We start from the raw sequence: 18,231 nt of genomic DNA on the forward strand, positions 1-18,231 counted from the left end.
TGGCATTTGACGTACATACATACATTTACCAGTTTTGAGCAGGTGCCTCAGTTTCAATTTTTATTGTTCCCTTGAAGAATGTAGCAATAAAATGGGCTTCATGTCTACCATTGAGCTTTTCCAAGATATTTTCGTCAAAATCTATCTCTTTTTGGAAATCCTGGTATTCATCAGTTACCCAAAAACCGGCATCAGGATTATTTATATCGATAAGTGAAATTTTTACTAGCATGGATTTAATTGTGAATAAAAAAAATATAAAAGATAAGGGGGCAGCACAACCATCGTTTTCAAATCTTCCCATTCACACATGAATTGTGCTACCGCCCCTACTTTTATAATGAATACTGCAGGGTTCCTGTCCGCGATCCCCTTTATTTAATATTACAGTATCCATAAACTGATGAAATCTTTCATTTCATCTTATTCTCCCCAAAAGAATTTTATTATTAATAATGAGAGGTAGAAACCCCTCATTTTTATATTTGAAGCTTATAAACTTAAACTCGCTTATGCCTCAACTGTAGCATGTTTACCCTGTTATTTACCATGATGTTATCATCAGGTATCCTCCAGGAACAGTTTTTATTATAGCAGCGCTTTTATACTCCTTGTATGCTTCTATTGATTGGAGTTCGGTAACTTCATCTGAACAGATATATACATGGTCTTTATTCCAGTCTATTACTGGCTGTTCTCCACTGAGCGGACTCTCTTTTTTTTCTGATGGCCCGCTATTTATAATGCAGAGATATTCCAGACGTACCAATCGCCCCATTCTGATCCTTATCTGCCTGGTTATTGCCAGGAACATATCAAACGGTAGGAATACAGCATCCGGATATTGGGCTGTGTACTTTACTATTTGATTCAACCAGTCAGAGTATATTCTATAAGCAGTTTCATCTGGTGACTGGTTTTTTCCGTTATTTTTTGTCAATGAATTGTTACAGTAATTATTAACATATTTAACAGCGGCCTCACCGATGCGATTTCCTATGGTAGGATTTTTTCCTGTTCCCCGAATAGCATCGGTAATATGTGCGAATTTGTCAGATAGGATCATAGAAGAAGGATTTTGGATATCATATAAGCAATAGGTATATTATCTATTTTTTAATGTTGCTACTAAGCGCTGATGTATTCGTTTATAGAATGGACAGGCGATCATCATTAAGAAGGCCAGAATATCACTCATATTGCTATGTATTGACAATAAGGTGTTCATTAGATAAACGTGTAATCCATATAACAGTAGCATAATAATAAAAGCGCGTATTTTTGTATTCATTTGAATTGATTTTAAAAAAAAATCTTACAGATCTTTATTAAATCTATAGCTATAAAACAAAGCATCCCGTTCAATTTCACTTACCAGTTCACCGGGATGCTTTTGGTCTTCCAAGCATTATCTATATTACCATTACCTTAACGTTTGTTTCAGTATCCTGGTCATACGATATTTTAAAATTAAGGTTCAGAAATCCATCAATGACTTCATGTAGTGGCCTGAGTTTTTCCCCGAATATTAGTACTTTGGAAACATTTAAATTTGTGTAAGACGGGAAAGTGTTATTTTTCATTAATTCATCACCAAAGACGAATTCCCTGCAATGCGCGAAAACTAATTGGTCTCCGTATTCCATTTTTAAACCGTCCAGTATCCCGTTAAACACTTTTTTTTTATCCTCATCACAAAATCGTTCCCATTCAACATTCATCACTATTCCAGGAAAAAATCTCTTCAGGTGCAGATGTCCTTTTATTTCATTATGTTCCACAACAAACTCTGTTGGTTTCAAGAGCTCAGCTTTATGCAATCCTTTAGAAATTTTTGCTTTAATGTGAATAATTTCAAAGATGATATACGCTTGTTTCATTTTGGATTCGATTAAAGGTTTGTAATTGCCCTTTAAACTAAACTCTTTGCTACTCACTCCTTTTGTTTCCTATCATCCATACTTTGCTTATAGTAATTCACCAACATCACAATTAATGGCAACAGGTCCTTATCTGTTAGCAGGATGTCCGCTCTGCCACTTTTCGCACTTTGAGTAGAACTTTTTTCAAGTATAAGTTTAAGGGATTGCTCCTGCGGTACGACAGAAAGCAGTGAATAGTCCGTATGTTCAGGAAGATGGACAATTTCCTCCTTTTTATAGTGGCTGACCTTCTGTACTCTAAATGTTTCCATGTTCATAAAAATGTATCTGGTTTTGTTAATAATGTTATGTGTATCACAAAAAACAGAAGGTGCAACCAGAATAATATCAGTTTCTCAGTGTTAGGCCGTGTTCCTTTCCAATGGCTTTAATTGCTTTGATTACGCCGTCACCAATCGCTTCTACTTCCTTTAGCCTGGTGACAGTAGCTTTCTTGAAAAGTTCCGCTAATGTATTGGCTTTAACATATGCGGCTCCTTTCAATATAAAAGCATTCATTCTCGGCGTTATGTCTTCGGATTTAATGTAAGGGAGTAAGAAATCCTTTATATCCGAATGAATGGCTTCTTCACGATGAGACTCGGCAACCTGGATAACTTCTTCTGTTTTGCCTGGTGGTAGTAATCTGAAAGCGCCTTCCATATGAAGCTGTCCGATTAGCGTTACAGGTATCACATAAGTTGCACCGAAGTGCTTTTCGTTATTATTGTGATTTAAAAACCTTGCTGCTGATGAAGATTCATCGAGGGCCCAAATCATAATGTTTTCCGGTGAATATATGATCTTTGTAATGCCGGATATTTGAATAGTGTTCTGTGAAAAATCTGTAGAAACATTTACAAATGCTTGGAGTTCCATGTTTTCTATTTTAAGTGTTTAGTAATGAATTTTCTTTTTAGTCTGTCTTTTTTCTTTTTATTATAGGCATACTCATCCCGCTTACGTGCTGATCTGGAAGCATGGATAGCTACCAACGTCAACAGTAACCAAAACATAGTTTTTTAAAAATTTATGTAATTGATAATCCCTTACTGAGGTGTCATGTAGTGTACACCCAACGGGTAAACAATTTCCGTCGCAATCATGTATAGGTGTCTAATTAATTTGGCAGGTTAAAACTATATCAAATTTTGTTTTCAAAAACACTAAAGTGCTGAGAGCTAGTAATTGCTGTCAGAAAAATTATGGTATGTTTAATTCAACTGCTTTGTTTTAGACGTTATTGAAATAGTTGTTCAACAACTACTACCTGATTGATATGATATAATGTTCCGGGAATAGATATTCTAGGATTATATTTATTTCGAGCAAATCTGGTTCACCTTTGTGATTACACTGCAATTAATACGTTTTAGAAAGGGAGATAAATTGCCGGCATTAGAAGACTCAGTTGCCGGGATCCATTTCTTAACCCCATTTGTAGAAAAAGATTACAAATGGTGTTATTATTAAGATGCCAGTGAAAGATTCTGATTTATAAGAGGCTGTATTTCACTGGTAATGTTTTGGAACTCTTCATACACATATTGGGTGTGTGAATCATTGTGATGGATGTCCAATGCCTCCAGCAACCCTAAGAAACTATTTTGTAATTCGATTAAGCGTGTACTTGTAAAGATTGCATCATCGAGCATTTTTACATATTCCATCAGGATACTCTCCAGTAAACCTAAATATGGTTTATCTTGAAATCTTCGAAGAGTGCTTACCACCTGAAGTAATGAAACCATTTTTTCTTTAAATTTTTTGGTCACTGACATATTATTAAGTTTATGAATAAATGAATATTAATGCTATTTATATCTTATATGTTTGACAGGATATATTCCTGATATCTAGTGGTTGAAAATCTGATTATATGAGCTGGATATATCTATCAGATATGGAAAAGAATACAGGAGAGCAATTGCCCCCCTGTATCTCATTTAACCCTGTGGTTGATCAGCTGTAGTAGCTGCAACCTGTTGTCCCCCTACTGTATTAGCTTCCAGATTTGGATCTTTCTGTTCTTCTTCTTGATCATCATCATCATCATCGTCAGCGTCAAGAGCCAGTTGCGCTTTGATTCTGGCAATTGTATCATCACTAAGAACACTGAATTTGGCAGCTTCGCTTTGCAATTCAGCCAGTTTGTTTCTGGATCGCTGAACGATTACTTCCTTATCAATTGAAAGTGCTGCGATCTCACCTTCAATCAGTGCCTCAGTTTTAACCTGAGTCAGTGATTTAGCACCAATCATCTGCCAACCCCTTTTCTCTTTCTGGATCAGGATGAAATCACCATTTTCATCCTTTTCACGCTGCTTATTTGCATCCAGCTTATAAGTGCGCTGATAGTCCTTTTTAACGGAGATCGATCCTGGTATTACATTGCCTTCACTACAGAACTTATACCACTGCTCACTGGTAATCATAACAGCCTCACTGCCATAACGAAGTAAAGCGTAACCAAAGGAGTTGTCATCATTTATTTGGGTCTTAATGAATTCTCCGAAATCACTCATGCTAAGACCGTGTATTACTTCTGGTTCCATACGATTAAAATTTTGTGTTAAAAATTAGGTTTCAAGTCGATCAATAGCCGGGGGTACCCCCGACCCTCCAGCTCAAGGGGGGGATGTTCGCAGGAGTGGGTTCAGTTTGTCTGTACAAATAAATTATCCCAAAGTGTAGGTTATGTTATAAAATATCTTTATGTTTAATTGTGGCAATCAATTTATGCAATCGGACAAGATCTAACCTATGGATTAAGTATCTGATCTAATTACGTAATTTTGGTATCTTTTTGGAATTGATTATCAATATAAAAGAATTGGAGAGAACAATTTTGACTGCTGTACGTTATCTGTGCAGTAACGTTAATTTTGATAGGTGGTAAAAATTTGTACGAAAGTTGTACTTAAAATGATTCTATAAGGATTAACTTTGCGGAACGAATTATTAATCCACTGAATTGCGAAGGCCACCATTCACTTTTTTGTAAGAATTGTATAATTTACTTACCCTGTCAAACTGATCATCATGGAAAAAGCTAAGAATCAAGTCGTTACCCCTAATGCGACCGCTGCTGCTTATGCTAAGAAAGCTGCCGAAAATGTCATTCCGAGGACTGGTAAAACTACAGAAGCCATTGTTCGTTCAAGCATTTTCAGCAAAAGTGAAATAGCAAGCGGCGCTTGGCGCACAAAATCTTCTGGTCGTGCTAAATAGCACGACCTTTTTCATTTAGAAGTATATTCATTTTATTCTACGTTATTTACTAACCTCAAACAATCAACCAATTGTCCTTATCAAAGAAAGAGGACCGTCCACTGTATATTGTACAAAAGGATGAGCTCCGTTACTACACTGAAGATTCCAGTAAAGCATGTGATTACAGGTCCCCTTACCGAAGAGATATAGACAGATTAATACATTCTACCTGTTTCCGTAGGTTACAAGGTAAAACTCAGTTATATCCTGGATTTGAATCTGACTTTTTTCGTAATAGGCTTACCCATTCACTTGAAGTGGCGTCAATTGCACGATCTATTGCAACAAAATTGAATGCTCAGAACAAATTCTTTGAAAATCGACAAATTGATGTTGATATAGTGGAGTTTGCCGGGCTCGCCCATGATCTTGGACATCCCCCATTTGGCCATCAAGGTGAGTATGAATTGGATTCATTAATGAGAAAAGATGGTGGTTACGAAGGTAATGCACAAACCCTTCGATTATTGACAAAAATTGAAAAGAAGGGGTTTTATGATATTGATGACTCAATTTTGAAGGGGACCGATCAACGAAAAGGGTTAAACCTTACAGCAAGAACATTAGCTAGTATATTGAAATATGATAATATCATAGATCCGGTCAGGCCCAAGGGTGAAGTATATAAAAGTGGAAAGAAAAAGGGGGAAAAAATTAAACCTGTAAAGGGCTACTATCATTTTGATAATGATTTGGTAACGCAGATAAAGGCAAATACCGGCGGATATGGTAAAGGTGAGAAATACAAAACAATTGAGTGTCAGATAATGGATGTGGCAGATGATATTTCTTACTCAACTTATGATTTGGAGGACGGGCTTAAAGCCGGCTTTTATACTCTTCAGGATGTGGTATTTCCAAAGCAGAAACTGTTAGATGCCATATCTGACGAAATAGAGCTTGAACTTCCAGACGGCAATATTTTTAAACCCTCACCCGAAAAGGTCGGTGAAATTCTCCAAAACTTATTTGCCGAATTTCTGTTTCAGAACTTTGAACCTACCAATGTGAAAGATATCGATACTGCCTTTAAGTATCTAAATCAGCAGTATGCAATAATAAACTCATACTCATACAATGGCTACCAGCGCAACTTTCTTTCTTCAACTCTAGTAAATAAATTCATAGAGGGCGTAAAGTTGATTCCAAATAAAGTGTACCCGGCACAAAGTAAAGTTACCCTAAATGACAAAACATTGGGGCAGGTAGAAGTCTTAAAGAAATTTACCTACATCTCTCAGGTATTGTCGTCGAGGTTGAAGATTGCAGAATATAGGGGGCGCGAAATTGTTAAAGAGATATTCACTACTTTGACCGAAGATGGAGGATGTGAGTTACTTCCTGAGGATTTTAGAAACTACTATGAATCAACGGGAGCTGATAAAAAGAGGATTGTTTGCGATTTTGTGGCAGGCATGACCGATAGCTATGCTATTGAATTTTATGCACGCCTTAAATCGGAAAACGCAGAAACAATATTTAAACCACTATAAGAAGATAATATCAATCAAAACAAACCTCAACCATTTATATGAAACGGTTATTATTAGCTGTATTGTTACTGCCTGCTTTCGCTGTCGCCCAATCCAATGAATTCGGAAAAATTGAGAATGACACGTTGTATCTGAGTACAGGTGAGAAGTACTGGAAGGGTAAGGAGGTCAGATTAGGATATGGTTCTAATGGGGCTAAAGGATTTGAGTTCATTACGTTATCTCCTTGGTCACTGGCGGGTCCTGTTCCATTAGGATCATCCTGGGCAAACTTAAAAATGACTGTAAAGGATTTTCAGTTAACCGGTACAAAGCGGACAGGGAAAAAGTTTTTTGTAGTCGCAAAGGGGGGAAACCTTTCTCCATATTGGATAGATATTGTGTCAGCATTAAATCAGAAGGAAGTAGCCAGTGATGCACCAAAAGAAATAATTGCCGCCGCAACTACTACTACACCACCAGACCTGGCAGAACAGATTAAAAAGCTCAAGGAACTCAAGGACAGTGGGGTATTGACAGAAGATCAATATAATGCTGCCTTAAAGAAGGTGATAGGAAATTAGGAGATATTCCATAAAGTGTCCAACTCAGATTTGGACACTTTGTATTTATGTGAAATAGCAAATTGAATTGCACATAAGAGGTGAATCTGTTTTCAAGTTATCAGCAAAAAGCGCTTTCTTGTCTCCTCTTCCTTGGGTATAGGTCTTCCTAATTCTTTTGCCATTTCAACGAACATCTGCCAAATCATATCACATGTGATTATAGCGTATTTATAATGGCCATGAAAAAGATTAAGATCTTTAAGAGCCTGTCCAAAGTCGTATGAACTCAGCAAGGTATTATAGAATTCAGTGAAGTCAGCTTCAATATGAATGTTAGCAATCTTCGTCTTCGGCCCTATTATCCCCCAAAAAGGAGCGGGCTCTATAGGATTGATTATTTGGTATAGATAGATACCTTCACATACTCCTAACGTAATCAGTAATCCGTTTTTAAGATGGACATTCATTTGGCGGAAATAGAGTGCTAATTCCTCCCAATCCCCTAATTCTCCATTAGCAAGCTGAAAGCCTTTATCATCCCCGTGCATTTCAAAATGCAATATGGGTATGACTTTCTTATTTAATACTCCATCTACGATTCTACTTATCAACGAAAAGAACTCGTCTTTACTGTCTACTTGAAAATATCGTGATTCTACATTCCGTAGCTCGCAGCGCCGTCTAATAATGTCATCATAAAGTCTCTTCCCGGTTGGCAATTCATCACTAGGTAACGATTGAATGACGAATATATAGTTGTAGCTAATATTGATATGAACATCAAAATGATCAGGCATAATTAAAAATAAGCAATAAGTATCAATAATTTAAAAGTACTTACAATTTGTTGTTTGTTTCAGATAGTGTAATCTGAAAATAAATGTCAGTCAAAAAGTTTCCTGTATTTCTGCATTGCCCGTTTCATATGTTCATTGAAGCTATTAACTGATATTCCCATTTGCTCAGCTGCCTGTTTATAAGATAATTTCTGCCAGTATATTTTGGTAATGGCAATCCTTTGATTTTCTGATAATTTTCCTGTCGCTAGTTTAAGCCGATTAATTTTCTCCAGGGATGGCTCCTGGTCAGAATCCTCATCACTGTTAGTGAATGGAACATCCTTTAACTTCGTTCGGTCCTTTGTTCCCGTTGTTATCATACGGAGACATTTATGATGTATGATAACAAGTACATAAGCTTCTGGAGAGACGGTTACATTTCTGAAAGTATTACGTTCCCATAGCTGAAGAAAAACTTCATTGATGGCATCTTTTGCTTTTTCAGCATCACCCAGTACTTTCATAGCTTTTGCAAACAGTACATTGTATTCCTTTTTATATAACTGCTCAAATGCTTTGTGATCTCCTTGTATCAGCCCTTCTAATAGGTTATTTTCTGCGAGGTTCTGCATATGATTTCAATTATGGATGATCGTAAATAGTGATAGGGTTTGGTAATAGCAATTTAGATTAAATTCGGTTATAAGTATTTGTAATTATAGGGACTGCAAAATTATTTTTATTGCGCATCACGCGTGGTTGGATAATTGGAATTCCGTACTTTTGTAATATCCAACCAATCAGATAAAGGCAAGGAGAAAGCTATTTCTTCCTGTCACTTCTTTTCATTAACTCTTCCAGCATTTACTGCCAGTGGTACTTCGTGGTAACCAGGAGTATTCGTGTGTAATTATTTAAATCATATCATAATAATTTTTGAAAATCTATAAAAGATTTAGCCTCTTATTTAATGAAACTCATAGAAGAGTATAATCACCTGGTTAAATCTGTAAAGGCAACCGCGAAAGCGTCAGGTAATAAGATTAACAACGAGGATATCTCAAAGCGTCTTGGCTTTACCAGAACCTACTTCTCTGGATTGCTAGGAGGGAGTGTTGCTATCAAGGAAAAACATATAAAGGATTTCAAAGCTCATTTCAGTAAAGAATTAAGCGCAGATATAAAACCTGCACCTGCTGGGAATCCTTTGGACAGGGCGGAGGCAACGATAAAAGCGCTCTTACATAGATTCGCTAAACTGGAAGCAAAAGTTACAAATCGTCCAATACAGGAAATACTGGATGAATTAGACGATGATATCATTTTACAGCTGAATGATCTCAATAAGGATAACTAATCCTCAATAACATGTTAGGGGATCTATGTAATTATTAACCGGGTAAGAATGCTCTTATGTATCAATCAGATCGCCAGGATTATTTTATAAACTAACCAGTACATAATAATACTAATATAACAACTATGACCATTATTGATTTAATTATTGAAGAGGATCGTAATTCTGTATCCGGACGAATAGAAATTGAAAATGCGCTGATAGTCGAGGACGCGGATAATTTACCCCAATTGGAGGAAATTTTAAAAAGAGTGTTGTTGGATGAATACCAGATGCCGTCTGATGAAATCGAATTTAATAAATTCTATGACCTAACTGCATTTTATTACCATATTGATAGAGCTCATCATTTACCGGCAATTTGTAAATTATCCGGTATCGGGATTGAATTAGGACACGATTATGTTTCAAAGGAAAAGTTTCCGCCTGAATCAGATGCCAGAAAATTGAAAATGGCTATTATTGAAATCATGAAATTAGATGTAGCCGACAGTGATGGCGTTCAATGAATAATATTGTGAGGGGGCAGGGTTATTCCTGGCCCCTTTATTCCAATAAAGGCGGATGAAAGATGAGTATACGTCCCATCAGGTCACTTCTTTTTATAGTGATCCTTATAGCTAAATCCCTTCCGTCTTCCTCTTACGTTTCCAAAGTAGTTTTTCAGCATCGTATCCAGGGTAGGAAAATCAATCAAAGCCTTCGTTTGCTCTGTGATATTTTCCTCAACTAGTTTAATATCAACGTGAATCCTATCGTCAACTAATCTTTGATTCATATGATATAGCAATGACTCACCCCTTATCGAAACCTTTACAAACCCATCTTTAAGCTGTTTAAAAGTGAGGGTTATGTTATTTATTTTGAGCCTCATAAAAATAGAAGACAGACCCACTCCATATCCAGTGGTTCACTTAAACTTAACAAAAATTGCAGGCTTTTAACTCTATCGGAGACTAAATTAGCAATTTTCATTAACATTTCGTTTAATATTTATCTTATAAGATAAATATTATTAGATACGTACTATAAGATATTTACTTTAGAATATGTATTATAAGATGTTGTATATAGAGTAAATAATTTATAGGTTGCGACTGAAATGGAGAAGAACACAAAAAAGGAGAAGAACACAAAAAAGCGACGCTCTTTATCTTCGGAAGAGCAAATGTTTCTGGTCGAAATGGGCCAGGGAATAAAAGTACGTCGAGAGAATACAATAATCAGGGGTAAAAGATTAAGTCAGAATGATTTGGGTTTTTATGCGAAGGGTGGAGGGCCATACATCAGTAAAGTTGAAAATGGGGATCTGGAACCCGGTATCTTGAAGATATTTCGGATTGCAGCTACATTGGGTTGTGAGCCTAACGATCTAATTGAGGACGTATGGCCAAAATTCCTGAAAAATTTTAAGGAAGAACAGAGAAAAGGTTTTTAAGCTCTAATAATTAATACGTCTGACAGCTTCGTTGTATAGCATGGACTTAAATGTTCCTGCTTCATTTTCCAGCTGGTGGTATTTCCCTGTCGGGCAAATTTTACAATGTCCTTCTTTCCAAAAGCGCTATTGATCTGGTCTATGGCCAACATTAAGTTATTTTGTTTCTCCCGGTTTATCTGATCATAAAGGCCATACTGGATCTTATTTTCATCCACCAACTGCTGTAACTGAATACCTACCTTTTTGAAGTTGTATCCCTGTTTCCATATTCTGTTTAAGGCGTGATCGGCATAATATAGCAGCTCCACAGTGCTGCTGGTTGCAACCGGCAGGTTAATGGTAACACTTTGATAGTATTGTTTGTCGCTGGTATTAAAAGGGTTGGTTTGTAAAAATACGTGGATTTGGCCGGCAGCACTCTTTTGAGACCGAATCTTTTCTGCTACCAGGGCAGTATAGTTAGCAAGGGCTTGCCCGACATCACTTCTCCTGGAGAGGGGAGTACCAAACGATTTAGCAGTTCCAATACATTTTCTGATGGCCGGTTCCGTTTCAAGTTCAGCGCAGATAGTTCCCTGCAGCTCCATAACTAATCTCAGGCCCACGACACTTAAATGCTTCTTGATCCAATCTTTAGGGGTATGTACCAGGTCCCAGGCTGTGTAAATTCGGTACTTATTAAGCAGGTGGGCATACTTACGTCCGATCCCCCAGATATCTTCCACCTTTGTCCATTTAAGCAAAGCGTTAATTTTCTCCTGCGAGTCCAGGATATAAACTCCAATTTGCCGCCTTTCTTTTTTTGCATACCAGTTGGCTAATTTGGCCAGTGTGCGGGTAGGGGCAATACCTATACACACAGGTATGCCCACATTCCTTAAAACAGTGGCCCTTATCAGCCGGCAATGACGATAGAGGCTTACATGGGTAAAGCCATCAAGGCTAACGAATGCCTCATCAATGGAATACTTTTCGACATCTTCTACGAATTGGGAGATCGTTTTATGTACCCTATCACTAATGCTATTATAAAGGGTATAATTAGAGCTGAAGATAGCGACATCGTTAGCTGTAAGCAGTGCCTTAAATTTATGAATAGGAGCCCCCATTGGGATGCCGAGAGCTTTGGTTTCTTCCGAACGGGAGACAATGCAGCCATCGTTGTTACTCAGCACGGCCACGGCCTTGCGGCGTATGGATGGGTTAAAGAGTCTTTCGGCACTGGCGTAGTAATTATTACAATCAATAAGTGCCACAAAAGTTTGAGCAGTCATAAACGGAAGATTACAGCTTTTGCCACTCCCCATATAGTCAATTCATCTTCCTGGCCTACTTCTATTGGACTGAATGCCGGATTTTCAGGATGGAGTATCCACCGGCCATTTTTTCTCAGCAAGGTTTTAACAGTGAATTCACCGTTGAGGATAGCTATGACAACATTACCCGGACGGGCTTTAGGAGCTCTGTCAACGCATATATAAGCGCCATTGGGGATAAATATACGCTCACCCTGCATGCTGGTTCCATCTACCTGCATAATAAACACAGAGGGCTTATCCAGGCCAAATTCTTTAATAAGGTCAATTTCGTTTTCAGAATGGTCAGCTGCAGGTGAGGGGAAACCTGCGGAAACGCGGGCATCTATTATCTGCAGGATTACACTTAAGTGTTGAATGTTATAAGCTGGATGATTATCACTTTTCCCACCTTCTTTCATTTCCCAATATTTTTAGCAATTCTATGCTAAATAAATTAGTTTAAAAAGTATGCAAGTTTGTGTATAGCTGGCAGAGGACTCTAACGTATTGAATGTCAGTTTAAAAAACGATTTGTTAATGAGGGCGGTATTCAGATGACGAAATTAGTAGTTCTGTGATTGAAAGACCCGGAAAGCACTTCAGCAACTACCAGGTGTAGAGGTGCTGAGATATAATTCTTTTAAATTTTGGATTTGGACATACAATCAGGCATCTGACAATAACTAATGCCATAGGGGATTTGGGAGTATTTTCATTTGCTGTTTTGAAAGAAGTAGGTGTTGTTCACGGTGATATTTCATTTTAAATTTGAAGGGTGGGAGGATGGGAAGGGGAGGGAACCTGGATCCATCTCCCGGAGAAGGGAGATACTATAATAATATTATAAACAGGATCTTATATCTAATAGTAAATAAAAGGGGAATTTTTTAAAAATCCATTCCGGCGGACTACAATCTTTTAGGGCACTGTTATCACCTATACAAACACTACCAACTTTTAGATTTAAAGCTAATCACTATGCTAATACTTTTTTGCATTTGGGTATTCATGCTCATTTTTTCTCTTTACGTGGGATGTAAGGATGCCAGCATGTATCAGATTTCTCTATTACCAAATTTTACCCAGAGGGGAATATATAATTATACCCTGGGCTTGCATCACGGAGTTATCCTTGGTCAGAAAGGTGATGGGGAACACTTCAGGATAGAAATACTTACGATAGGTTTTGTGGTATTCACTATTGAGGCGCGATTTTACAAAGAGGTTAAATCTTCACTGCCGTAGGATATCAGGGGGATTTTGCTCAAGTAAATAGCATTATCCCCAGCCTCCGGGAGAAGGATCATTTTATGAACAAGCGATCATTGAAGGTTTTAACATTCGTTGCAACAACTATTTATTAAAAAAAATTCTTATGTGGAAGGATAGATAAAATGGGAAATTTCGTAATTTGCTCGGACGGCTTTTAACTCTATCAAATCATTAAAATATACACATAATAGTTGGATTTCTGCTCCCGGATATCTTAGGTGGATAGCTGTGGGATGAAGTGTTCAAAATTGTATTATAGGAAAATATTGTGTTATGAATGATGCCTATTGGTTGGAGTGCCTAAAATCTGATCCAGAAGATATCGCTGCATTAAAAGCGATATTTGATAAGTACTACGACGTGCTGGTATTTCATAGTACCCAAATTGTTAAATCAAAAGAGCAGGCTGAAGATATCGTCCAGGAAGTTTTTATTGATTTTACTGAAAAAAGGCAATTTGAAAACATTACCAAGAGCCTGTACTCTTATTTAACAACAATTTGCACCAATGCTTCCTTAGACTATTTACGGCGGAACAACAGGTTAAAACGCAATGAAGAAGAGTATTTTCAGACAACCCAGGATCTGCAGCATGATAATTCAGTATTAAATGATATTATAGTAAGAGAAGATGACCAGGTGAGAAGGCAATTAACCGCCGCGTTCGAGAAAATCCCTGATGCTAGAAGAAAAATCTTTGTTAAATATCACATTGATGGACTGACGATAAGTAACCTGTCTGCGCTAACGGGTCTAAGTATCAATACGATTAAAACCCATCTTCGCTACGTTAAAAATGATTTAAAACAGTTGCGAAATGAAATTGACCCGAGAAAATTAATCTTCCGAAAATGAAAGACAACGAGGAGCTGTACTTTCTCTTTTTGAGGAAGAAAGCCGGATTAACCATAGAAGAAGAAAATGTACTCATTGCTGATTTGCTGCTAAATGACCCTTCCGCCAGGCAGTTGTGGGATCAGATTAATAGTGATCCTTATGGTGTTTTTGAAAATAGTGATAAAGAGAAAGCATGGGAGAAGCTGCTTCCAAGGGTAATTAATAGACGAAAAGCAAAGATAAACTACCTCAAATATGCAGCAGCGGCCTGCCTCCTTGTACTAGCTGGTACCTTCTTATACTTATTTACTGGAAATAAAACTAACCGGATAACAGACAAGACCCTTCTCAAGGGAAATTATATTGTTTTTTCTGATAGTAGCTACATCGATTTATCGTCTTACACGAAAGATTCACCGCCACCACTGGAGAGCTTAATGGCAGAAGGTCCGGGGCCTGCCAGCGTGGTAGTAAGGAATATAAGTTCCGCCGGCTTTTTGCTTGGTGATGGTTCCAGGTTACTACTGCATCCGGGCGCAACGTTTACAACGACACTGCCCTCTGGTGGTGGGATACGCCAGGGAACTATTACCGGCGAAGGTTTCTTTGAGATTGCCGGCAATGCAAAAGTTCCATTCATACTCACTGTTGGCAAAACCACTGTAAAAGTACTGGGAACAAAATTCGCGGTGGTAAACCTGGGTTCCATCAGTAAGGTAGCTCTTGCCAGTGGAGCTGTACTGGTAACTACACCAGCAGATAGTATAGTACTAAAGCCGGGACAGCAATCTACTTTAAATACAAATAATCATTTAGATATAACCGCCTATACCGAAGTTGAAATGGAGGCGATGGAAAATGGCTTTACCTATTTCCACGACCAACCTTTATCTGATATCCTTACCACTATATACCTTAAATATGGGATTACAGTTAAACTGGACACTTATCTACCCACAGGACGGCATTTTAGCTTTCCTATTCATGACCGAACCGAAGTTGAGATGGCACTCGAAGCTGTTATAAAAACGTTTGGGTTAGAAGCAACTTTGCAGGTCTACCAGGTAAAGGATACCTTTCATATTACCACAATAGGAAGAAAATAATTTTTTTAAAAATAATTCAAAATCCTTTCACCCTTTTTTCCATTTTGAGCGTCCGTTGTTGCAGGCTATTAAAATACCCTCAATAACTTACCTGAAATGGATTTATATACGATAAAAGACTCCATACGACATCAACGTTATCCTGGCCCGTGGCTAAAAAGGTACAAGCATTTCCTTTTACCAAAACTTCGCTGCAAAGTACTTGCCTGGGACAGCAATATCCATATTGTCCAGGAATCACAGTTTGGAAATTATCATTTATATATCCATTACGTAAAATTAACTGATGGGAAATCATACGATGCTTATATAAATGTAGATGATAAAAAAAGCACACTACTTTGGGCGATTAAAAGCGCGCCAGAGCTAATTGAGTCAACTTTCCCTCCTGAAAATGAGAAACGCCCTATTATCTATCCTCACCAGCTAATGGTGTATGACCATTCAAGGGTGTATGGTACATTGCGTTTTCTGCAAGGAACAACTGTATTTTTGGGATTGGTTGCCGATACGATTTATCAGGCAGATCTATATGATCTTAAATGGCTGCAAACCACATTTAATTATTATTGCCGCAACGACTATGGAACTTTGACGCTTCCACAGTTAAAGCCTGGTAGATTTTCATTTAGTTAATGCTATTATTTCTAGGGAATGAAATAGGTTAAGAATGCCATGATGGATAGTGGCCGGTAGTGTGCAAGCTGCCGGCCTTTTATAAACGCTAGCAAAAATTCATAATGGTAACTTAACTAGTAAGGATGGGGAATCGTTAGGAGGTTGATTTTCATTTACCTTCTACATACTCAATTTAATTGAAAAGATTTCTAATTGGTTGAAAATCTTGAGTCATCTCACAATGTTCACCTATCCTTACTTTTATTTGTATTTAAACTAAACTAAAATAAATCAGTATAAGTTTTTACTATCGTTTTACTAAAAAATGAAGATTAAATAACAAATACCTGGGTCTTTACCCGGTATTTTCCTATTTAATTAGTTCGAAAATAGTAGCTATGGAAACCGAGGGACCTCAAGATACAGATAGAATCGTAGGAGAATTTGCTTGGTTTCTATCCAGGTTAAAAAGTCTGGGATATAGCATAGAAATGATCAGCATTATTATGAAGGGGTTTCCTGAAATATTTGCAAATGATAATTACGCTACCAGCAGTGGCCGGGATGTAGGGATTATGAGCAGGCAGGTGGACCTGGAAATTCCTGGAAGTACACATGGACGGATAGTCATTATTCCACCTGATGCCATTAACCAAAATGACCTACCTGGGAATATATAAACAACGGAGTATAATTACCTCAAAGAAGGTAGGCGATTCTATTGCCGATGTTATTATCAGAAACGTTGCCCGTATTGCCAGTAGGGCTTTTAGGGATAAATCATGGCATAACGCCGGGGTTTATGTTTCAGCACTGATATACTATGCAGAAAGCAGGTGTGACCAACCTCTGATAGAAAAGCTTCAGCAGGTATTGTTGCTACATATGCAGCAGGATTATCTAAAAGCCAAAAGGTGTTTCAGAGATCTAAAACCAGAAATCATTAAAAAATACAACAAGTAATAATTAGTAATGAGTCAATCAACGATCCCTGCAAAATTAAAGGATGTAAAGCGTCAATTAAGAGACCCGAAAAAGAAACTTGATCCGAATGCCCAACAACTTGTTAATAGCATACTGATAAAGATAACTAATGAAATTAATCGCCAGGCACGTAAATTATTTAAAGAATATAGAGCCATCAATTGTATGAAGGCGGTACAAAATCCTGGACTCGAACTAATGCTTGTCTATCATCTTAGCAGGCCGCACATTGGTAATGTCTCTCCGGTAGAACCGGCGGCATTCCTTATAGAAATAATTGAGAACAATGACTTTATAAAGCAGTTGCAATATAAGCTGCATAGTAATATTATTTCGCTTCCTGGTTATGTACAGCTAACGCTGCTGTTCGTAGACGATAAGCGATAAAAATGAAAAGAGAAGAGCGCCGGTTAAGACTCTCTTCTCGGTACCATGAGCGCTTCTTTTCGCCCCTCGTATTCAGTAAAGATTATACTGCAATTATTTTTCTCCTCCAGAAGGTTCACAATTTTATCGAAGGGTTTATCTTTCATGTCATCGAAGGAGATTCCGAAAGGTTTCAAAAGTAGCTTCTTGCTATGTTCAGGCAGATCTTTTATAAGATCAAATGTATGATTGTTGTGCTTTAACGCGTTTAGGCCGGTTGCAAAAACATGGTTCACTAACCTGGCTAATTTCTCGTTAGCCAGTTCGCTTTTATTGCCATACTTGAGCCATTCTTCCCTTTTAGTAGAAAAGTAATTGCATAGTGGGGGCAGCTTCCCATCAGGGATAGTCAATTTAACTAAGATGTCCATAAAATAAAAAGTTAAAGAAACGCAGTAGGAGAGAGCCTGCATAAAATAAAGTGAACCAGGGTAGCCATATATCAGCTGTGCTACCCTGGCCTACTAATGTGAATTGTGCTTTTTACAGAATTCTAATAAATATCTGACTAGTATTGAAAAGTCCTGGAAGAAATACTGTCATATTTCGAGTTGAATGAATGTTGACTTTTCAGGGGAAGACACCAATAAAAAATCGGCACCTTATACCAGATATATATACATCTGTACTACAAATGTGAATACCAAAATTACAAAAAATAAATTGTAAAATTTGAGTGTCAATAAAGTTTATTCTATGAAATTTAGTTGTACTTTGGTTAGGTGTTAACTTTTATATCTGTTCACTTCTGGCAAGTATCGTTGTTAAACTCATGTTCTGGCCGGTCCTTGTTCTCATAGGATATCAATAAAAACAGATAATGCCCATTGTGCTTTTTACAAGCTGTAATATCCAGCTGTTTGCCCGCTTTATAGACTTA

General features: G+C 37.5%; 23 protein-coding genes. 11 read left to right on the top strand and 12 right to left on the bottom strand.

Features of this window, described 5'->3' with window-relative positions; translation table 11 throughout:
* Positions 1-25: 25 nt before the first annotated feature.
* From BMW86_RS15525 to BMW86_RS15555, 7 genes are all read right to left on the bottom strand, one after another.
* Positions 26-304 (bottom strand): hypothetical protein, encoded by a 279-nt coding sequence (locus BMW86_RS15525; protein WP_089782638.1) that lies wholly within the window; start codon positions 302-304, stop codon positions 26-28.
* 240 nt (positions 305-544) lie between these two features.
* The gene (locus BMW86_RS15530) at positions 545-1,066 is read right to left on the bottom strand and encodes a hypothetical protein (RefSeq protein WP_089782639.1); all 522 of its coding nucleotides are present in this window, start codon (positions 1,064-1,066) and stop codon (positions 545-547) included.
* 346 nt (positions 1,067-1,412) lie between these two features.
* Positions 1,413-1,880 carry a hypothetical protein gene (locus BMW86_RS15535; RefSeq protein ID WP_089782640.1) on the bottom strand — a complete coding sequence of 156 codons (468 nt, stop codon included), beginning with the start codon at positions 1,878-1,880 and terminating at the stop codon, positions 1,413-1,415.
* Between the two features lie 53 nt (positions 1,881-1,933).
* On the bottom strand, positions 1,934-2,194 hold the full coding sequence (locus BMW86_RS15540; RefSeq protein ID WP_143056579.1) for a hypothetical protein: 261 nt from the start codon (positions 2,192-2,194) through the stop codon (positions 1,934-1,936).
* A gap of 76 nt (positions 2,195-2,270) precedes the next feature.
* Positions 2,271-2,801 carry a hypothetical protein gene (locus BMW86_RS15545; RefSeq protein WP_089782642.1) on the bottom strand — a complete coding sequence of 177 codons (531 nt, stop codon included), beginning with the start codon at positions 2,799-2,801 and terminating at the stop codon, positions 2,271-2,273.
* Positions 2,802-3,391: 590 nt separating this feature from the next.
* Entirely contained in the window at positions 3,392-3,703 is a 312-nt protein-coding gene (locus BMW86_RS15550; protein ID WP_089782643.1) for a hypothetical protein, read from the bottom strand.
* 165 nt (positions 3,704-3,868) lie between these two features.
* The gene (locus BMW86_RS15555; protein WP_143056580.1) at positions 3,869-4,477 is read right to left on the bottom strand and encodes a hypothetical protein; all 609 of its coding nucleotides are present in this window, start codon (positions 4,475-4,477) and stop codon (positions 3,869-3,871) included.
* Positions 4,478-4,964: 487 nt separating this feature from the next.
* Here BMW86_RS15555 and BMW86_RS15560 point away from each other — a divergent pair, with 487 nt between their 5' ends.
* The 3 genes from BMW86_RS15560 to BMW86_RS15570 all read left to right on the top strand — a co-directional run bounded on the left by BMW86_RS15560 (position 4,965) and on the right by BMW86_RS15570 (position 7,251).
* Complete coding sequence (locus BMW86_RS15560) at positions 4,965-5,153, top strand: hypothetical protein (protein WP_089782645.1); 189 nt, start codon at positions 4,965-4,967, stop codon at positions 5,151-5,153.
* Between the two features lie 71 nt (positions 5,154-5,224).
* The gene (dgt, locus tag BMW86_RS15565) at positions 5,225-6,688 is read left to right on the top strand and encodes a dGTP triphosphohydrolase (protein WP_218149151.1); all 1,464 of its coding nucleotides are present in this window, start codon (positions 5,225-5,227) and stop codon (positions 6,686-6,688) included.
* A gap of 38 nt (positions 6,689-6,726) precedes the next feature.
* Positions 6,727-7,251, top strand: a complete 525-nt coding sequence (locus BMW86_RS15570) for an SHOCT domain-containing protein (RefSeq protein WP_089782646.1) — start codon at positions 6,727-6,729, stop codon at positions 7,249-7,251.
* 92 nt (positions 7,252-7,343) lie between these two features.
* Here the strand turns inward: BMW86_RS15570 and BMW86_RS15575 are convergent, their stop codons facing one another.
* Positions 7,344-8,030, bottom strand: a complete 687-nt coding sequence (locus tag BMW86_RS15575; RefSeq protein ID WP_089782647.1) for a hypothetical protein — start codon at positions 8,028-8,030, stop codon at positions 7,344-7,346.
* Between the two features lie 86 nt (positions 8,031-8,116).
* Positions 8,117-8,644, bottom strand: coding sequence for an RNA polymerase sigma factor (locus BMW86_RS15580; RefSeq protein WP_089782648.1), 528 nt, complete (start codon positions 8,642-8,644; stop codon positions 8,117-8,119).
* 338 nt (positions 8,645-8,982) lie between these two features.
* On the opposite strand from BMW86_RS15580, the gene BMW86_RS15585 reads away from it, so the two are divergent.
* The 3 genes from BMW86_RS15585 (at position 8,983) to BMW86_RS15600 (ending at position 10,807) form a co-directional block, all read left to right on the top strand.
* Positions 8,983-9,369: a hypothetical protein gene (locus BMW86_RS15585; protein ID WP_089782649.1), complete on the top strand. Its 387-nt coding sequence runs from the start codon at positions 8,983-8,985 to the stop codon at positions 9,367-9,369.
* Between the two features lie 125 nt (positions 9,370-9,494).
* Positions 9,495-9,878 carry a hypothetical protein gene (locus tag BMW86_RS15590; RefSeq protein ID WP_089782650.1) on the top strand — a complete coding sequence of 128 codons (384 nt, stop codon included), beginning with the start codon at positions 9,495-9,497 and terminating at the stop codon, positions 9,876-9,878.
* Between the two features lie 593 nt (positions 9,879-10,471).
* The gene (locus BMW86_RS15600) at positions 10,472-10,807 is read left to right on the top strand and encodes a helix-turn-helix domain-containing protein (protein ID WP_089782652.1); all 336 of its coding nucleotides are present in this window, start codon (positions 10,472-10,474) and stop codon (positions 10,805-10,807) included.
* Here BMW86_RS15600 and BMW86_RS15605 read toward each other — a convergent pair.
* Complete coding sequence (locus tag BMW86_RS15605) at positions 10,804-12,084, bottom strand: Y-family DNA polymerase (protein ID WP_089782653.1); 1,281 nt, start codon at positions 12,082-12,084, stop codon at positions 10,804-10,806. The two genes, BMW86_RS15600 and BMW86_RS15605, sit on opposite strands and share 4 nt — an antisense overlap.
* The gene (locus BMW86_RS15610) at positions 12,081-12,527 is read right to left on the bottom strand and encodes a LexA family protein (protein ID WP_089782654.1); all 447 of its coding nucleotides are present in this window, start codon (positions 12,525-12,527) and stop codon (positions 12,081-12,083) included. Before BMW86_RS15610 ends, BMW86_RS15605 begins: the two co-directional genes overlap by 4 nt.
* Before the next feature lie 1,126 nt (positions 12,528-13,653).
* On the opposite strand from BMW86_RS15610, the gene BMW86_RS15620 reads away from it, so the two are divergent.
* The 5 genes from BMW86_RS15620 (at position 13,654) to BMW86_RS15645 (ending at position 17,312) form a co-directional block, all read left to right on the top strand.
* Positions 13,654-14,235: a sigma-70 family RNA polymerase sigma factor gene (locus tag BMW86_RS15620; RefSeq protein ID WP_089782656.1), complete on the top strand. Its 582-nt coding sequence runs from the start codon at positions 13,654-13,656 to the stop codon at positions 14,233-14,235.
* Positions 14,232-15,323, top strand: a complete 1,092-nt coding sequence (locus tag BMW86_RS15625) for a FecR family protein (RefSeq protein WP_089782657.1) — start codon at positions 14,232-14,234, stop codon at positions 15,321-15,323. The genes BMW86_RS15620 and BMW86_RS15625 overlap by 4 nt, the downstream gene beginning before the upstream one ends.
* Before the next feature lie 96 nt (positions 15,324-15,419).
* Positions 15,420-15,959 (top strand): hypothetical protein, encoded by a 540-nt coding sequence (locus BMW86_RS15630; RefSeq protein WP_089782658.1) that lies wholly within the window; start codon positions 15,420-15,422, stop codon positions 15,957-15,959.
* Between the two features lie 380 nt (positions 15,960-16,339).
* The gene (locus tag BMW86_RS15635; protein ID WP_089782659.1) at positions 16,340-16,621 is read left to right on the top strand and encodes a hypothetical protein; all 282 of its coding nucleotides are present in this window, start codon (positions 16,340-16,342) and stop codon (positions 16,619-16,621) included.
* A gap of 292 nt (positions 16,622-16,913) precedes the next feature.
* The gene (locus tag BMW86_RS15645) at positions 16,914-17,312 is read left to right on the top strand and encodes a hypothetical protein (protein WP_089782661.1); all 399 of its coding nucleotides are present in this window, start codon (positions 16,914-16,916) and stop codon (positions 17,310-17,312) included.
* Positions 17,313-17,335: 23 nt separating this feature from the next.
* Here the strand turns inward: BMW86_RS15645 and BMW86_RS15650 are convergent, their stop codons facing one another.
* On the bottom strand, positions 17,336-17,722 hold the full coding sequence (locus tag BMW86_RS15650) for a hypothetical protein (protein ID WP_143056581.1): 387 nt from the start codon (positions 17,720-17,722) through the stop codon (positions 17,336-17,338).
* Between the last annotated feature and the right edge of the window lie 509 nt (positions 17,723-18,231).

It is taken from the genome of Chitinophaga sp. YR573 (genome assembly GCF_900110995.1).
Classification (GTDB): domain Bacteria; phylum Bacteroidota; class Bacteroidia; order Chitinophagales; family Chitinophagaceae; genus Chitinophaga.

Coding starts and splice junctions, on each gene's coding strand:
- BMW86_RS15540 (WP_143056579.1), bottom strand. CDS start 2,194: ATGGAAACATTTAGAGTACAGAAGGTCAGCCACTATAAAAAGGAGGAA.
- BMW86_RS15580 (WP_089782648.1), bottom strand. CDS start 8,644: ATGCAGAACCTCGCAGAAAATAACCTATTAGAAGGGCTGATACAAGGA.
- BMW86_RS15620 (WP_089782656.1), top strand. CDS start 13,654: ATGAATGATGCCTATTGGTTGGAGTGCCTAAAATCTGATCCAGAAGAT.
- BMW86_RS15625 (WP_089782657.1), top strand. CDS start 14,232: ATGAAAGACAACGAGGAGCTGTACTTTCTCTTTTTGAGGAAGAAAGCC.
- BMW86_RS15550 (WP_089782643.1), bottom strand. CDS start 3,703: ATGTCAGTGACCAAAAAATTTAAAGAAAAAATGGTTTCATTACTTCAG.
- BMW86_RS15610 (WP_089782654.1), bottom strand. CDS start 12,527: ATGAAAGAAGGTGGGAAAAGTGATAATCATCCAGCTTATAACATTCAA.
- BMW86_RS15605 (WP_089782653.1), bottom strand. CDS start 12,084: ATGACTGCTCAAACTTTTGTGGCACTTATTGATTGTAATAATTACTAC.
- BMW86_RS15635 (WP_089782659.1), top strand. CDS start 16,340: ATGGAAACCGAGGGACCTCAAGATACAGATAGAATCGTAGGAGAATTT.
- BMW86_RS15545 (WP_089782642.1), bottom strand. CDS start 2,801: ATGGAACTCCAAGCATTTGTAAATGTTTCTACAGATTTTTCACAGAAC.
- BMW86_RS15575 (WP_089782647.1), bottom strand. CDS start 8,030: ATGCCTGATCATTTTGATGTTCATATCAATATTAGCTACAACTATATA.
- BMW86_RS15530 (WP_089782639.1), bottom strand. CDS start 1,066: ATGATCCTATCTGACAAATTCGCACATATTACCGATGCTATTCGGGGA.
- BMW86_RS15535 (WP_089782640.1), bottom strand. CDS start 1,880: ATGAAACAAGCGTATATCATCTTTGAAATTATTCACATTAAAGCAAAA.
- BMW86_RS15560 (WP_089782645.1), top strand. CDS start 4,965: ATGGAAAAAGCTAAGAATCAAGTCGTTACCCCTAATGCGACCGCTGCT.
- BMW86_RS15555 (WP_143056580.1), bottom strand. CDS start 4,477: ATGGAACCAGAAGTAATACACGGTCTTAGCATGAGTGATTTCGGAGAA.
- BMW86_RS15630 (WP_089782658.1), top strand. CDS start 15,420: ATGGATTTATATACGATAAAAGACTCCATACGACATCAACGTTATCCT.
- BMW86_RS15600 (WP_089782652.1), top strand. CDS start 10,472: ATGGAGAAGAACACAAAAAAGGAGAAGAACACAAAAAAGCGACGCTCT.
- BMW86_RS15525 (WP_089782638.1), bottom strand. CDS start 304: ATGGGAAGATTTGAAAACGATGGTTGTGCTGCCCCCTTATCTTTTATA.
- BMW86_RS15590 (WP_089782650.1), top strand. CDS start 9,495: ATGACCATTATTGATTTAATTATTGAAGAGGATCGTAATTCTGTATCC.
- BMW86_RS15570 (WP_089782646.1), top strand. CDS start 6,727: ATGAAACGGTTATTATTAGCTGTATTGTTACTGCCTGCTTTCGCTGTC.
- BMW86_RS15650 (WP_143056581.1), bottom strand. CDS start 17,722: ATGGACATCTTAGTTAAATTGACTATCCCTGATGGGAAGCTGCCCCCA.
- BMW86_RS15645 (WP_089782661.1), top strand. CDS start 16,914: ATGAGTCAATCAACGATCCCTGCAAAATTAAAGGATGTAAAGCGTCAA.
- BMW86_RS15585 (WP_089782649.1), top strand. CDS start 8,983: ATGAAACTCATAGAAGAGTATAATCACCTGGTTAAATCTGTAAAGGCA.